Annotated in this window: 14 protein-coding genes, 2 tRNA genes and 1 pseudogene; 11 read left to right on the top strand and 6 right to left on the bottom strand. The window is 60.4% G+C overall.

Going from position 1 to position 14,793, the window contains the following annotated elements; translation table 11 throughout:
- Nucleotides 1-44 precede the first annotated feature (44 nt).
- The gene (locus tag INR99_RS15450; protein ID WP_194117272.1) at nucleotides 45-1,823 is read right to left on the bottom strand and encodes an ABCB family ABC transporter ATP-binding protein/permease; all 1,779 of its coding nucleotides are present in this window, start codon (nucleotides 1,821-1,823) and stop codon (nucleotides 45-47) included.
- Nucleotides 1,824-1,894: 71 nt separating this feature from the next.
- The gene (gene apaG / locus INR99_RS15445; RefSeq protein ID WP_228098365.1) at nucleotides 1,895-2,314 is read right to left on the bottom strand and encodes a Co2+/Mg2+ efflux facilitator ApaG/CorD; all 420 of its coding nucleotides are present in this window, start codon (nucleotides 2,312-2,314) and stop codon (nucleotides 1,895-1,897) included.
- A 92-nt stretch (nucleotides 2,315-2,406) separates the two neighbouring features.
- On the opposite strand from apaG, the gene rpe reads away from it, so the two are divergent.
- Both rpe and INR99_RS15435 read left to right on the top strand, forming a co-directional pair.
- Nucleotides 2,407-3,087: a ribulose-phosphate 3-epimerase gene (gene rpe / locus INR99_RS15440; protein WP_194117271.1), complete on the top strand. Its 681-nt coding sequence runs from the start codon at nucleotides 2,407-2,409 to the stop codon at nucleotides 3,085-3,087.
- Nucleotides 3,088-3,244: 157 nt separating this feature from the next.
- Complete coding sequence (locus INR99_RS15435) at nucleotides 3,245-3,910, top strand: phosphoglycolate phosphatase (RefSeq protein ID WP_194117270.1); 666 nt, start codon at nucleotides 3,245-3,247, stop codon at nucleotides 3,908-3,910.
- On the opposite strand, the gene INR99_RS15430 is transcribed toward INR99_RS15435, so the two are convergent.
- The gene (locus tag INR99_RS15430) at nucleotides 3,899-5,077 is read right to left on the bottom strand and encodes a GGDEF domain-containing protein (protein WP_194117269.1); all 1,179 of its coding nucleotides are present in this window, start codon (nucleotides 5,075-5,077) and stop codon (nucleotides 3,899-3,901) included. The two genes, INR99_RS15435 and INR99_RS15430, sit on opposite strands and share 12 nt — an antisense overlap.
- 163 nt (nucleotides 5,078-5,240) lie before the next feature.
- On the opposite strand from INR99_RS15430, the gene INR99_RS15425 reads away from it, so the two are divergent.
- The 7 genes from INR99_RS15425 (at nucleotide 5,241) to INR99_RS15395 (ending at nucleotide 10,815) form a co-directional block, all read left to right on the top strand.
- Complete coding sequence (locus tag INR99_RS15425; protein WP_194117268.1) at nucleotides 5,241-5,672, top strand: hypothetical protein; 432 nt, start codon at nucleotides 5,241-5,243, stop codon at nucleotides 5,670-5,672.
- A gap of 186 nt (nucleotides 5,673-5,858) precedes the next feature.
- The gene (gene trpE / locus INR99_RS15420; protein ID WP_194117267.1) at nucleotides 5,859-7,328 is read left to right on the top strand and encodes an anthranilate synthase component I; all 1,470 of its coding nucleotides are present in this window, start codon (nucleotides 5,859-5,861) and stop codon (nucleotides 7,326-7,328) included.
- A 16-nt stretch (nucleotides 7,329-7,344) separates the two neighbouring features.
- Entirely contained in the window at nucleotides 7,345-7,917 is a 573-nt protein-coding gene (locus tag INR99_RS15415) for an anthranilate synthase component II (protein ID WP_228098364.1), read from the top strand.
- A 53-nt stretch (nucleotides 7,918-7,970) separates the two neighbouring features.
- Nucleotides 7,971-8,432: a lysozyme inhibitor LprI family protein gene (locus INR99_RS15410; protein ID WP_194117266.1), complete on the top strand. Its 462-nt coding sequence runs from the start codon at nucleotides 7,971-7,973 to the stop codon at nucleotides 8,430-8,432.
- 70 nt (nucleotides 8,433-8,502) lie between these two features.
- A complete protein-coding gene (gene trpD, locus INR99_RS15405; protein ID WP_194117265.1) occupies nucleotides 8,503-9,531 on the top strand; it encodes an anthranilate phosphoribosyltransferase in 1,029 nt (342 codons plus the stop codon).
- 132 nt (nucleotides 9,532-9,663) lie between these two features.
- A complete protein-coding gene (locus INR99_RS15400; RefSeq protein ID WP_194117264.1) occupies nucleotides 9,664-10,125 on the top strand; it encodes an HAD domain-containing protein in 462 nt (153 codons plus the stop codon).
- Nucleotides 10,126-10,209: 84 nt separating this feature from the next.
- Entirely contained in the window at nucleotides 10,210-10,815 is a 606-nt protein-coding gene (locus INR99_RS15395; RefSeq protein ID WP_194117263.1) for a DUF1294 domain-containing protein, read from the top strand.
- A 194-nt stretch (nucleotides 10,816-11,009) separates the two neighbouring features.
- Here the strand turns inward: INR99_RS15395 and INR99_RS15390 are convergent.
- Nucleotides 11,010-12,138: pseudogene (locus tag INR99_RS15390) on the bottom strand (IS3 family transposase).
- Between the two features lie 112 nt (nucleotides 12,139-12,250).
- On the opposite strand from INR99_RS15390, the gene INR99_RS15385 reads away from it, so the two are divergent.
- Nucleotides 12,251-12,327, top strand: a tRNA-Pro gene (locus INR99_RS15385).
- A 566-nt stretch (nucleotides 12,328-12,893) separates the two neighbouring features.
- Here INR99_RS15385 and INR99_RS15380 read toward each other — a convergent pair.
- A tRNA-Leu gene (locus tag INR99_RS15380) sits at nucleotides 12,894-12,979 on the bottom strand.
- 85 nt (nucleotides 12,980-13,064) lie between these two features.
- On the bottom strand, nucleotides 13,065-14,021 hold the full coding sequence (gene mnmL / locus INR99_RS15375) for a tRNA modification radical SAM protein MnmL/YtqA (RefSeq protein ID WP_194117262.1): 957 nt from the start codon (nucleotides 14,019-14,021) through the stop codon (nucleotides 13,065-13,067).
- 224 nt (nucleotides 14,022-14,245) lie between these two features.
- Here mnmL and INR99_RS15370 point away from each other — a divergent pair, with 224 nt between their 5' ends.
- Nucleotides 14,246-14,746 (top strand): hypothetical protein, encoded by a 501-nt coding sequence (locus INR99_RS15370; RefSeq protein ID WP_194117261.1) that lies wholly within the window; start codon nucleotides 14,246-14,248, stop codon nucleotides 14,744-14,746.
- Nucleotides 14,747-14,793: the final 47 nt, after the last annotated feature.

Raw genomic sequence — 14,793 nt, 5'->3', positions numbered from 1 at the left:
GAAAAACGCCGGCAATGACCGGCGTTTTTGCGGGATTGCGACGATCAGACGGCCTCTTCGCTGGCCTGTAGCGCCCACATTCTGGCGTACACCGCATTGGCATCGAGCAGCTCGCGATGCGTACCGCGCTCGACCACGCGCCCGCCCTCCATCACCAGGATTTCGTCCGCGTCGACCACGGTGGAGAGCCGGTGAGCGATCACCAGCGTGGTGCGATTGGCAGAAATCGCTTTCAGTTCGGCCTGAATGGCCTTTTCGGTCTTGGAATCCAGCGCACTGGTGGCCTCGTCGAAAATCAGGATCGGCGGGTTTTTAAGGATCGTTCGCGCAATCGCCACACGCTGCTTCTCGCCGCCGGACAGCTTGAGCCCGCGCTCGCCCACCACAGTGTCGTAGCCCTGCGGCAGCGCGGCGATGAAGTCATGAATGTGCGCCGACCTGGCCGCCTCGATGATGGCCTCGCGACTGGCGTCCGGTTTGCCATAAGCGATGTTGTAGTAGATGGTGTCGTTGAAGAGCACCGTATCCTGCGGCACGATTCCGATGTGCTCCCGAAGGGTATGCTGCTGCAACTCGCGTATATCCTTGCCATTAATCTGGATACCCCCGCGAGTAACATCATAGAAACGGTAAAGCAGCCTTGAAAGCGTCGATTTGCCGGCGCCACTGGCCCCGACCACGGCCAGTGTGTGGCCGGCCGGAATGGTGAAATCGACCCCGTGCAGGATCTGCCGCTCCGGATCATAGGCGAATTCGACGCGATCAAAACGCACGGCCGCGGCCTGTGTCGCCAGCGGCTGGGCAGTGGCGGCATCGGTGATCTCGGCATTGCGCCCCATCAGCGCGAACATGCGATCCATGTCGGCCAGCGCGTGCTTGATTTCGCGATAGACAAAACCGAGGAAATTCAACGGCCCGTAGAGCTGCAGCAAAAAGGCATTCACCAGCACCAGATCACCCAGCGACATCGTTCCGGCCACCACCTCGGCAGCCGCCAGCCACACCAGCGCGGTGACCCCCAGTGCGATGATGCAGGCCTGGCCGGCATTCAGAAAATTCAGCGACACCTGGCTCTTGATCGCGACGTCTTCCCACTTAGCCAGGCTTTCGTCATAACGGCGGGCTTCCCAGCGCTCGTTGTTGAAATATTTCACCGTCTCGTAATTGAGCAGGGAATCGACGGCTTTCGAGTTGGCAGTGGAATCCAGCTCGTTCATCTGCTTGCGCCAGCCCATGCGCCACTCGGTCACCCCCAGGGTAAAGCCGATGTAGACCGCAATTGTGCCAAACGTGATTGCAGCAAAATACCAGTCGTACTTTTGCAGCAGCACCAGCGCCACCAGCACGATTTCCACCAGCGTCGGCAGGATGTTGAACAGCGTGAAGTTCAGCAGGAAGGAAATCCCCTTGGTGCCACGGTCGATATCGCGGTTCACCCCGCCGGTCTGGCGCTCCAGATGAAATCTCAGACTCAGTCGGTGCAGATGCTCGAACACCTGCAGCGCCACCCGCCGGATCGCACCCTGCGTGACCTTGGCAAACACCGCGTCGCGCGCCTCCCCCATGATGGCCGAGGCCAGCCGCAAACCGCCGTAGGCCAGCACCAGGCTCAGCGGCACGACCAGCGGATGCTTGCTGGCATCCAGCGCGTCGACGATGTCTTTCAGTACCAGCGGCACGCCGACATTGGCGAACTTGGCCGCGATCAGCAGCCCCAGCGCCAGCAGCACCCGCCCCTTGTAGGCCCACAGATAAGGCAACAGCGACTTGATCGTCTGCCAGTCGTGGCGCTGGCCCGGCTGACCAGAGGATGAAGGAGGCATAAGCAGTAACCCAGGGTATAGCCTTGCAGGCTTTATGATTATTTATCCAGCGCGCAATAGATACGCAGGTATCAATGCAGCACGCGGGGCAGCAGCAGGCGGAATTCCGGAATCGGCGTACTGAAGGCTTCACCGTCCATCGTCACCAGCCCGTAGCTGCCCTGCATGGTTCCGGCAGGCGTTTTCAGCGTCACGCCCGAGGTGTATTCGAAGGACTGGCCCGGCTGCAGGCGCGGCTGCTCGCCCACCACGCCGTCGCCGCGCACTTCCTGCACGGCACCGTGCATGTCGGTGATGATCCAGTGACGCGTCAGCAGCTGCACCGGCACATCGGCCTGATTGGTGATGGTGATGTGATAGGCAAACACATACTGGTCGGTGGCCAGATTCGACTGCTCGTCGACAAAGCGGCAGATCACTTCCACCGTCACGGGATAGCGCTCGGACATGGCATCGGCTTTGCGGTTGGGAATGCGCACAGTGTACCGCAAGGCGAGCAGGCTTTGCGGCAGGTCATGCCAGAGTTGGCGCGGACTGGCATACTGCGTTCATCCGTTTCGTCGACTCCGCCGCGAGGAATTCCATGACTTTCCGCATTGCCCCCAGCATTCTGTCCGCCGATTTCGCCCGCCTGGGTGAAGAAGTGAAAAACGTGATCGACGCCGGCGCCGACATCATCCACTTTGACGTGATGGATAACCATTACGTGCCGAACCTGACCATCGGCCCGCTGGTCTGCGAGGCCATTCGTCCGTGGACCGACGCACCCATCGACGTGCACCTGATGGTGAAGCCCGTTGACCGCATCATTCCGGATTTCGCCAAGGCCGGCGCCAACATCATCACCTTCCACCCGGAAGCCAGCGAACACGTCGACCGCTCGCTGGGGCTGATCAAGGAGTCGGGCTGCAAGGCCGGCCTGGTGTTCAACCCCGCCACGCCGCTGTCGTATCTGGATTACGTGATGGACAAGATCGACATGATCCTGCTGATGTCGGTGAATCCGGGCTATGGTGGCCAGAGCTTCATTCCGGCCGTACTGGACAAAGCCCGTCAGGCCCGCGCACGCATCGATGAATACACCGCAAAAACCGGCCGCGAAATCTGGCTGGAAATCGACGGCGGGGTAAAGGTCGACAACATCGCGGAAATCGCCGCCGCCGGTGTGGATACCTTTGTCGCCGGCTCGGCCATTTACGGCAAGCCCGACTACAAGGCCGTCATCGAGCAGATGCGCGCCGAACTGGCCCGCATCAAGCCCTGAGCCCGCTCAAGCCCTCACCGCCGCAGCCACTGCTGCGGCTTTTTCATTGCCGAATCAAGGCAGCACAAACCGAAACCTCGGCCATGCCGCCCCGTGTTGCCGCGTGTTTTACACTACCCTTTTGCGCTGCCGCGCGACACAGCCCAAGGAGGCCACCATGACCATCACCGCCATTGCCTTCGACCTGGACGGCACACTGGTTGATTCCGTACAGGATCTCGCCCGCGCCGCCAACGCCATGCGCGCCGAAATGGGGCTTCCTGCACTGGATCCGGCCACGGTGGAAAGCTATGTTGGCGACGGCGCAGCCAGTCTGGTGGCGCGTACGCTGCGCGACTCCCATGCCGCTGAATTCAGCGGCAGCGAGGACGAAAAACGGGCGATGGAACTGTTCAACAGCCATTACCGCGCCGGCCTGACCATCGCCACAAAATTCTATCCGCGTGTACAGGAAGTGCTGCACACGCTGCACGAGCGCGGTGTGCCGCTGGCCATCGTCACCAACAAGCCCGAACGCTTCACCTTGCCACTGCTGCGCGAGCTGGGCGTGTTCGAGCATTTCGATGCCGTCATCTCGGGGGACACGGCCAGCGACAAGAAGCCCTCGGCCGCACCCATCCTGCTGGCGGCCGAGCGTCTGGGTGTTCCGGTCGAAGGGCTGCTGATGGTCGGCGACTCGAAGAACGACATCCTCGCCGGGCGCAACGCCGGCTGCCCGGTGGTGGCCGTCAGCTACGGTTACGGCGAGGTCGAAAGCCTCGGCGCTGACGCGGTCATCCACGATTTCCGCGATTTGCTGGAATTTATCGACTCAGGTCTCTGAAGCCGGTTCGTCGAGGACGGCACTGGTTCGTACGCAATTGCGACCTGCCGCCTTGGCGGCATACATCGCGCGGTCGGCACGGACAAACAACTGATCCAGCGTTTCCCCGGGCTGCCATTGCGCCAGCCCGGCACTGACGCTCACAGCCAGCAACTGCCCCCCGGCCTGCAAGGGCTGGGTAGCCAGTGCATCGCGCAAGCGCTCGGCCCACTGGCGAGCCTCGTCCAGATTGCAGCCAGGCAGCAGCACGGCGAATTCCTCCCCGCCGCTGCGCACCAGCACGTCGCCGCCCCGCATCTGCCGCTTCAACCGCTCGCTCACCGCCACCAGCACCTCATCCCCGGCGGCATGGCCGAGCCGGTCGTTGATCTGCTTGAAATGATCAAGATCCAGCATCGCTGCTGTCAGTATCCCCTGCTGGCGCTGACAGTTGGCCATGATCAGCTCGCCGGCACGCGCCATGCCGCGCCGGTTGAATAACCCGGTCAGCGGATCCAGGCTCGCCTGCTGGCGCAGGCGCTCCTGCAACCAGTCCGACTGGATCAGCAGAAAGCTGTAGCCGCTGCCCAGAATCACAAAACCCAGCACCAGCAGTAGGATGCTGAAGCCCTGATCCTTGCCTGCCGAGACCTCGGCACCATGCAGCAGCACCGAGCCCATGCGGAACAGCAACACCAGCATGGTGCCGGCCAGCAGCCCGCCCAGACAGGCGCGACCATATTCATGCGGCGCGCGCTGCACAAAAACCAGTTTGAGGATCATGCCAACTAGCACCATCAGCACGGCATTGACCAGCAACACACGCACTGCAAAATGCCGCGCCTCCCCGGCCAGCCACCACAAGGCCGCGCCCAGCAGCACGGGCAGCAAGAGCCAGCCATGATCGCCAGAACGCAATTCGTTCCGGTAGGCGCGCAGCCCCAGCCAGATCAGCAGCAAGGCAGTGCAGGCCAGCGCATTGACCACTCCAACCCCCAGCCAGCCGGGCATGCCTGCGGTTCGCAAATACAGCAACAGCATCAGCGCGGAGAACAGCAGCACGCTGGCCAGCCAGTAGCGCATTCCGGGACATGCTTCCCTGCTGCGCAAGGCCAACAGCATGGCCAGCATGGTCATCAGGCAGACGTAGAAATTCATCAGCAGGGCAACGTCGGCAGCAGGCAGCATCAGGCGCTCACACAAGACTCTTGCCGGTCATTCTAGTCATTCACTGGCGCCCTGTAAGTCGAATCGATCCCGATCATGCGTGTTCCCTTCCGTGCCGCAGCTCACAGTCCCGGCAGGTAACCCACGCCAAGGTGTCAGCCGCACCAACACGGAGCAGCCGCCCATGTCCCGCAGCATTCAACTGTACGCACTGCCATTGCTCATCATCGGCATGGTCAGCGCCGAGCCGCTTACCCGCGAACAGGCTTGCCAGCAGGCCAGAGCCGATTTGATCGACACGAAAAATGCCTCGGTCAGCCACTTGCCAGAACGCTGCACCGCCAGTCTGGCCATTTACCATGGCAGCGAGTCAGAAGTGCTGGAGCTCGATCCCGCCTTGCGCGGTCTCCGGTTGGTGAGCACGGGGTGCAAGGATGGTGGCGCGATGAATGACGCCAAGCGCCAACGCTGGATCGCGCGCTACAGCGAGCGCCCCTACTGGGACGTCACTGTCTATCAGGGGGGCGCGGGCTACAGTTCCCGCATCCTTGCCGACACGGGCGAGTTGATTATTGATCGCCCCGATTGCAGCTCACCCACCGAAGAACAACATTGAGCGGCAGCCGCATTTGACGCTACCCGCCGATGCCTGCACAATGGTCGAACCTGTTTCATTTCTACGGTTTTTCCCGCACATCATGGCTTTTGTGACCTCCCAGAGACTCGATTGGCGATGGCGTCGCTCGTAATCGCGAGCAACCGCCCTCTTTTGTTTTAACCAGTCCCTCTGTCGGAGACATCCATGCTGACCCGCGCCGAATTCGACGCCCTGGCGCAACAGGGCTATAACCGCATCCCGCTTGTACTCGAACTGTTTGCCGATCTGGATACACCGCTGTCGGTGTATCTGAAGCTGGCCAACCGCCCGTATTCCTATCTACTGGAATCGGTGGTCGGTGGCGAGCGTTTCGGTCGTTATTCTTTCATCGGCCTGCCGGCCCGCACCCGCCTGAAAGTCGTCGGCCAGACCACCGAGCTGATCGTTGACGATCAGGTGGTGGAAAGCCACAGCGACAACCCGCTCGACGTGATCGCCACCTACCAGGCGCGCTTCAATGCGCCGTCCCTGCCGGGCATGCCGCGTTTTCTGGGCGGGCTGGTCGGCTATTTCGGCTACGAAACCATCCGCTACGTGGAAAAGAAGCTGGCCGCCTGCCCCAAACCCGATCCGATCGGCGCGCCGGACATTCAATTGCTGCTGTCCGAAGAACTCGCGGTGGTCGACAACCTCAGCGGCAAACTATACCTGGTCGTGTATGCTGACCCAGCCGTTGATGACAGCTACGAAGCAGCCAATACCCGTCTATCCGAGCTACGCATGAAGCTGCGCGAGCCGGTGCAGATTCCGCTTTCGCATCCGGCGAAGATGGTCGCCACGCCGGTCTCCGAATTCGGCGAACAGCCTTTCAAGGAGGCCGTACTCAAGGCCAAGGACTACATCCGCGATGGCGACATCATGCAGGTGGTGCTGGCACAGCGCATGACCGCACCGTTTGCCGAGTCACCGCTGGCGCTGTACCGCGCGCTGAGGTCAGTAAACCCCTCGCCCTATATGTTCTTCTACGATTTCGGCGACATGCACATCGTCGGCGCCTCGCCGGAGATTCTGGTGCGCCTCGAAGGCGACGCGATCACCGTGCGCCCGATTGCCGGCACCCGCCCGCGCGGCAAGACCCGCGAGCAGGACATCGCGCTGGCCGAAGAATTGCTGGCCGACGAGAAGGAAATCGCCGAGCACGTGATGCTGATCGACCTGGGTCGCAACGACGCCGGCCGGGTAGCTACAACCGGATCGGTCAAGCTGCTCGACAAGATGATCATCGAGCGTTATTCGCACGTGATGCACATCGTCTCCTCGGTGGAAGGCAAGAAGCTCGCCGACAAGAACGCGATGGATGTATTGAAAGCCACCTTCCCCGCCGGCACCGTCTCCGGCGCCCCCAAGGTGCGCGCAATGGAAATCATCGACGAACTGGAGCCGACCAAGCGCGGCGTGTATTCCGGTGCCGTCGGTTATCTGGGTTTCAATGGCGACATGGACGTGGCGATCGCGCTGCGCACGGCGGTCGTGAAAAACGACACGCTGTTCATGCAGGCCGGTGCCGGCATCGTGGCGGATTCCGTGCCTGAGAGCGAATGGCAGGAAACGCTGAACAAGGCCCGCGCCGTACTGCGTGCCGCGGAATTGGTTCAACACGGTCTTGACGCCTAAAGCCAGAGGAATTGCCATGTCTCTTTTGATGATCGACAACTACGACTCGTTTACTTATAACCTGGTGCAGTACTTCGGCGAACTCGGCCAGAACGTGCTGGTGCACCGCAACGACGAAATCACCATCGCGGAAATCGAGGCGCTAAAGCCGAAATACCTCGTGGTGTCGCCCGGCCCCTGCTCACCGCTGGAAGCCGGCATCTCGGTCGCCGCGATCAAGCATTTTGCCGGCAAGCTGCCCATCATGGGCGTCTGCCTGGGCCACCAGTCCATCGGCGAAGCCTTTGGCGGCAAGATCGTGCACGCCAAGACACTGATGCACGGCAAGGTGTCGCCGGTCGAGCACCACAATATCGGCATGTTCAAGGGTATACCCAACCCCGTCACCGTGACCCGCTACCACTCGCTGGCCATCGAGCGCGCATCGCTGCCCGATTGTCTGGAAGTCACCGCGTGGACGGCAGATGGCGAAATCATGGGCGTGCGCCACAAGACACTGCCCATCGAAGGCGTGCAATTCCACCCCGAATCCATCCTGACCGAATACGGCCACCAGATGCTCGACAACTTCCTCAAGGAATTTGCCTGAGCCCCGCCCCAAGGCCGCCGCGTGCGGCCTTTTCCTTGCCCAAGGGAGCCACGATGAAATTCACCCTGATCCTGCTGCTGACACTGCTGGCCGGCAGCGCACTCGCCAACGACGACACCGGCAGCGCAGGCCGCGATGCCGAGCGCAGCCATCTGCAGGCGCTGCTCGCCGCCCAGCCCGGTGCCGAACAGGAATGCAGCGCGCAAAGCAGCAATCAGGTCGAACTGAAAGCCTGCCTCGCAGCGCTGCTGCCGCAGGCACAGCAAGACCGCCTGAATGCCGAGGCTGCCGTGCTGGCGGCGATGAAGCAGCTCGACCGCGCACAGCAGCGCCAGCACGCCGTACCGGCCCTGCAAAAGGACAAGCAGGCCTTTGCCGCCTACCGCAAGGCCCACTGCGCCTGGGTGGCTGCCAGCTACGGCAGCGGCGCGGGCGCCGGCATTGCCGAGGCCGCCTGCCTGATCGACCTCGACCGCACCCGTGCGCACGAACTGTCGAAATACTACATGCGCTAGATACCACAGCACGTATTAATCTCTAAGCATTACAGATAAAAGAATACGAACACATACCCAAGGATTAACCATGATCACCATCCAGCAAGCCCTCAACCGCCTGATCGACGGCAACGAACTGTTCTACGACGAAATGCTGGTGCTGATGCGCCAGATCATGGCCGGCGAAATGCAGCCGACGCAAATCGCCGCACTGCTGATGGGCCTGCGCACCAAGGTGGAAAGCGTTTCCGAAATCGCCGCCGCCGCCACCGTGATGCGCGAATTCGCCACCAAGGTCGCCGTCAAGGATCGCAATCACCTGATCGATACCTGCGGCACCGGTGGCGACGGTGCGCACACCTTCAATATCTCGACCACCTGTGCCTTTGTCGCCGCCGCCGCTGGTGCCAAGGTCGCCAAGCACGGCGGGCGCTCGGTGAGCTCCAGCTCCGGCAGCGCGGACGTACTGGAAGCACTGGGCGTGAATCTGAACCTGACGCCCGAACAGGTCGGGCAGTGTATCGACCAGATCGGCGTCGGCTTCATGTTCGCGCCCAACTACCACAGCGCGATGAAATACGTGGCGCCGGTGCGCCGCGAACTGGGCGTACGCACCATCTTCAACATCCTGGGGCCGCTCACCAACCCGGCCGGTGCGGACAACCAGCTGATGGGCGTCTTCCACCCCGATCTGGTCGGCATTCAGGCCCGCGTGCTGCAGCAGCTGGGCAGCACGCACGTGATGATCGTGCACGGCCGCGACGGGCTGGATGAAATCAGCCTGATGGACAAGACGCTGGTGGCGGAGCTGAAGGACGGTGACATAGCTGAATACGAACTCGACCCGCGCGATTTCGGTTTTGCGTTCTGCGACGTGCAGGAGCTGCACGCCAGCGACGCACAACAATCGAAGGCAGTGATCGGGCAGGTGCTCGACAATGTGGCAGGCCCGGCGCGCGACATCGTGCTGCTCAACGCGGGTGCGGCGATCTACACCGCCAACAAGGCCGTGACGCTGGAAGACGGCATCAACGCTGCGCACGAGGTGCTCGCCAGCGGCGCAGCCAAGGCCAAGCTGGCGGAGCTCGTGGCGCTGACGCAGAAGCTGACTGCGTGATCTGAACTGCCTTATGCGCCAACACTGCTGGCGCATAAGGCTTTAAGTACCTAGCAGTAGGGTGATGGCCATTAGCAAGCAGCGCAACAGGCGGCAAGGCGCGCCAGTTTGTGCCGATCATGAGGAAATTGCATGCTGTTCGACAAGCTGGCCCGTTGGCTCCCCTTGCCCGACCGCACTCTACAGGGCACCGTTTTTCTGGACTTCGACGGTGTACTGCACCCGGGGTTTGACAACACCTTTTCCTGTCTGCCGGTCTTCGAGCGTCTACTGAAAAAATACCCGCAGCTGCAGGTCGTGATCTCATCGAGCTGGCGCGAAGCACGCACACTGGATGAATTGCGCCAGATTTTCCATGTCCGTCTGCGCCAGAGCATTGTCGGACTCACCCCTATCCTGCCTGGCAGCAATCGGCAGGCAGAAATCCGGCAATATTGCGAGGCGCACGGCATCCGCCGCTATGTCATTCTCGATGATGGCGAGGAACTCTTTCCGCGCAACTGCCCCAACCTCTATCTGACCAATCCAGCTACCGGACTCACCGCAGCGGATCTGCGCCACATCATTGCAATTCTGCGCCGGCAATCTCGGTAGTTATCACGCCCAGCACGTAGGTTGGGCTAAGAGCAGCGAAGCCCAACGTCACCTCAGGTGCCAGACAAATTGACAGGAAACAGCATGCTCAAGGAAGGCATCCTCAGCCAGTGGCATGACGACAAGGGCTATGGCTTTGTCACGACGCCAGACGGAACGCGCTATTTTTTGCACATCAAGGCCATCAAGCGGACAGGGAACGCCCGTCCGAACATTGACGATCCGGTGACATTTCAAGCTCGCCAGGATGAGAAAGGCAGATGGCTGGCGACATCGGCAGTGGTCGGCAACCTTGCGCGCGAAACGTCAAGAAAGCGTGACCATGCGGTTGCTAAATCTGACCTGATCGACTGGCTCACGCTGGCGCTGCTGCCGGTACTGGCCGTCCTGATTCTGCGCACTGACCACGTACAGCTGCTGGCACTGGCCTGCCTGATCTTCAGCACCATAGCCTTTGCTGCCTACGGGCTGGACAAGGCGCGGGCGCAAAGCGGCGCGTGGCGGATTGCCGAGGGTACGTTGCATGGCTGGGCACTGCTCGGTGGCTGGCCGGGGGCGTGGCTGGCGCAGCGCGTGTTTCGGCACAAGACCCGCAAGGGCAGTTTTCGCTGCATGTATCTGGCGACGCTGCTGCTCAATCTGGCCGGGATCTGGTATGCGCCAGTCCTGCTGCTACGGCTGGGGACCTGAACGGCGTGGTTAGCCTGCCCCGGGCTGCACCACGCGGCAAAAGTCCCCGGTGGTCCATCGCAAGCGCCTCCTGTCTGATCGGCAATCCCACCGTTGCCTTTACCCCGAGCGCCGGGACAGGTCGTTTGACTTGTACTAAGCATGTCAGGATCATGATGCTTTCGACCTCAGCCCTTTTTCAGTAGCACACGCGTTTAGAGTCCGGGGTTTAATGTAGCCGACTTTGCGGCCAGTTGTCTGGCATACGCAGACGGTGTCAGGCCGCCCAGTGATTTCTTTGGCCTTTCCTCGTTGTACTCGCGTCGCCAGGATTCAATCAGTACCCGTGCCTGGGCCAGGCAGGTGAACCAGTGTTCATTCAGGCATTCGTCCCGGAACCGTCCATTGAATGACTCGATGTAGGCATTCTGATTGGGTTTGCCGGGCTCGATATGGCGTAACTGAATGCCACACAGCTTTGCCCAAGTCAGCATGGCCCGACCAAAGAACTCCTTGCCGTTATCGGTCCGGATCACCTGCGGCAAACCCCGTGTGCTGGCCAGTTGATCCAGCAGGCGTGTCAGCGGATAACCGCCAATGGCTCGTTCCGCCACGATGGCAATGGATTCATGCGTTGCATCATCGACAATGGTCAGGCATTTGATCACTCGCCCTTCGGCGGTACGATCAAACACGAAATCCATGGACCAGACTTGATTGGCTGCAATGGGCCGGACCAAGGGTTGACGATCCTGCGACGGCACTTTCTTGCGCTTGCGCCGCCGCACCTGCAAACCCGCCAAGCCGTATAGTCGTTCTACCCGTTTGTGATTCACCACCCAGCCTGACTGACGTAGCTTCAGATAAATCATGCCGGCGCCATAGCGACGATGTCGATGGGCCAAGAAGAGGATCTGTTCGCTCAGTGGTCCGTTACGATCCGGTCGTGGCCGATAGCGCAACGTACTGGCGCTCATGCAGGCCACCTACAAGGCTCGTCGCTCACTCAGGCCACGCCCGGTCATATACCGCACTAGCTCACGTCTTGCCGGTGCGGCTACCACTTTTTTTGCAGCGCTTCTAGGTGATTTCGTTCTCGAGTAACGCGTTGGCAAGCATGCGCTTGAGCCGGGCATTCTCGGCCTCCAGTTACTTGAGCCGTTTGGCATCGGAGACGCTCATGCCGCCGAACTTGTTACGCCACAGGTAAAAGCTGGCCTCGGACAAGCCATGCAGGCGGCAGAGTTCCTTGAGCGGGATGCCCGCTTCGGCCTCGCGAAGAAAGCCGATGATTTGTTCTTCCGAATAACGCTTTTCATGTCCAGTCTCCTCGGATAGGGGGATTGGACTCCAAAGCAGCCTGCTACTCAAATTCGGGGTGACGTCGCCTCAAATCTAAAAAACCATCCCGAAGCTTGTGTGCCTTCAACTCCATCAGTATAATCGGGCCTCTTATCGGAATGTAGCGCAGCCTGGTAGCGCACTTGCATGGGGTGCAAGGGGTCGCGAGTTCGAATCCCGCCATTCCGACCAATAAAAACAAGGGCTTACGACTTCACGGTCGTAGGCCCTTGTTGCATTTCAGGCAGAAACTCCGCGTTCGGCTACAACCTCGCTTTCTGTAGCCTTGACCTACATTTTTACCCCTGAGCGGAAATACCACATAGCGCAGTCGAGGGTGCAGAATTGCCGCAACGGCGCCAGTGATCCGCACCATCTTGGCTCCTGAGTAAGGGGACGGGGCTAATCTGTACCCTTATTTATACCCTTATTCTCGCGACACTTGGGGCGATCTACCGCAACTCCGCGAGACAACAAGGTGCAAAAAAAGCCCGTAAATCAATAATTTTACGGGCTTTTTGATTCTCTCAGACACTTGCTGATATTTGCATATGGTGTCAGTGGGCATCATAAAAACAACGCAGCCTTTTAAATACGCCAGCATCACAATCACAAAATCACAAACAGGGGTACAAGCAGGGGCACATAGATTTTCAGTAGGATTGATCTGCTTTGGAGGGCTTAGGCAAAAAAAAGCCCGCGAACACTGGGTCTGCGGGCTTTTTGCGTTCTGGCTTAAACAGCCTTGAACTGTATTCTGGTGCCGTCAGTGAGACTCGAACTCACACAGCCTTAGGCCACTACCCCCTCAAGATAGCGTGTCTACCAATTTCACCATGACGGCTTGCAACCAGTTGCCTGACAAGTCAGGCAGAGAGGCAGAACTATAGCGACTCGTTTACCGTCTGTCCAGCTCCCTGAAGCACTTTTTATGTGCCTTGCCAGCGTTTGCCCTGCCAGCTGTCACGACGAACCAGCGTTTCGGTCAGCAGCGGCGCCAGTTGCGACAGCCGCACGGTCCAGTCGGGCGCCAGTCGCAAGGCTGGCGGCACCTCACTGCCCACCCGCTGGATGGCTATGTCGGGGCGTAGCTCCTCCAGAAAGTCCGCCAGCAGCTCGAGATAATCATGCGCCCCCAGCAGCGGCAGGCTGCGCGGGTCACGGCGCCACTGATTGGCCAGCTGAGTGCCTTTCACTATCTGCAACTGGTGCAGTTTCAGCGAAGCCAGCGGCAAAGCAGACAGGCGCTTCGCGCCGGCGAGCATTTCTTCACGACTCTCACCGGGCAGCCCGAAAATCAGGTGCCCGCTGACCGTGAGGCCCCGGGCGGCGGCCCGGCGGATGGCGTCGGCGCTACAGGCAAAATCATGCCCACGATTCACGGCAAGCAGCGCGGCATCACAAGTCGATTCAATGCCGAATTCGAGCTCGATCAAGTGATCGCGGGCCAGTTCGGCCAGATAATCGAGCAGTTCATCGGGCACGCAGTCCGGCCGGGTACCAATAACCAGACCACTGATGGCCGGGTGAGCCAGTGCACGCTCATAGGCGCGCTTGAGTTGCTCCAGTTCGCCGTAGGTATTGGTGTAGGCCTGGAAATAGGCAAGCCAGCGTTTCGTGTCCGGATAGCGGCGCTGCAGAAAACTCACCCCAGTATCGATCTGCAGATCAATATTATCGCCGGTTTCCCGCAGATACCCCGGCATAAAGCCCTGGTTATTGCAGAAGAAACATCCGCCGCGCCCCTTGCTGCCATCCCGGTTGGGGCAGGTAAACCCCGCAGCCACAGAGACTTTCTGCAGTCGCCCGCCATGACGCTGGCGCAGCAGATCATGCCAGGACAGATAACGGCGATGGGCAAGAGGTTCGGGCAGAGTCGGCGACATGATACGGGCATGAACATTGAGATACTGACAAGCCTAACGGCGCCCAGCTCAGGGCACTCTGCGCTGCATCAGACATTCGCGACTCTTGACCGCGATTAACATGCGGTTCACGCTGTACGGCTATGCTGCCGCATCAATGCGCAGCGACGCTGGCAGATCGCTTGCCGCACTGCCATGCTGGTAACTGGATTCCTTTTGCCCGATACCCCAAACCGGAGAACCTGATGTCCCCTACCACCCTGTATCAGCTGACCGCCCAGGCCAGCACCCGCCTGCCCGAAAGCCTGCGCAACAGCGACAGCATTCGCCAGGCGCTCAGCCAGGTCAATGAACGCTTCCCGAACGGCATGCAACTCGACGCTGCCGATCTGGCCGTTCTGACCGAAGCCTCCCGCTCGCTGCAGCGCCGCATCATGCCGGGCAGCACCGTGGATGTATCCCTGCAATTCCCGGCACTGTGCGATATTTCCAGCGAACTGTTCCGCATGGTCCGCAACATCCGCCAGGACATCAAGGACATCATCAGCGACCACGAAAGCGAGCTGAAGGATGACTGCGTGGGCGCACTGGAATACGTTACCGAATTCCGCACCGGCATGGCCCCGGCACTGGCCCGCTCGATCCTGCTGCGTTCGTTTGCCAACTATGTTGATACCGTTCTGCTCGCGCAGATCCGTTTCGCCAGCGAAAACATGGAAATCGAGCTGCACGTCAAGGAACTCTGATCTGCAGCCCGATCAATGAAAAAGGACGCCAAGGCGTCCTTTTTCAC

Source organism: Chitinilyticum piscinae (assembly GCF_015223195.1).
Classification (GTDB): domain Bacteria; phylum Pseudomonadota; class Gammaproteobacteria; order Burkholderiales; family Chitinibacteraceae; genus Chitinilyticum; species Chitinilyticum piscinae.
This window is presented reverse-complemented; position numbering and strand designations above follow the sequence as displayed.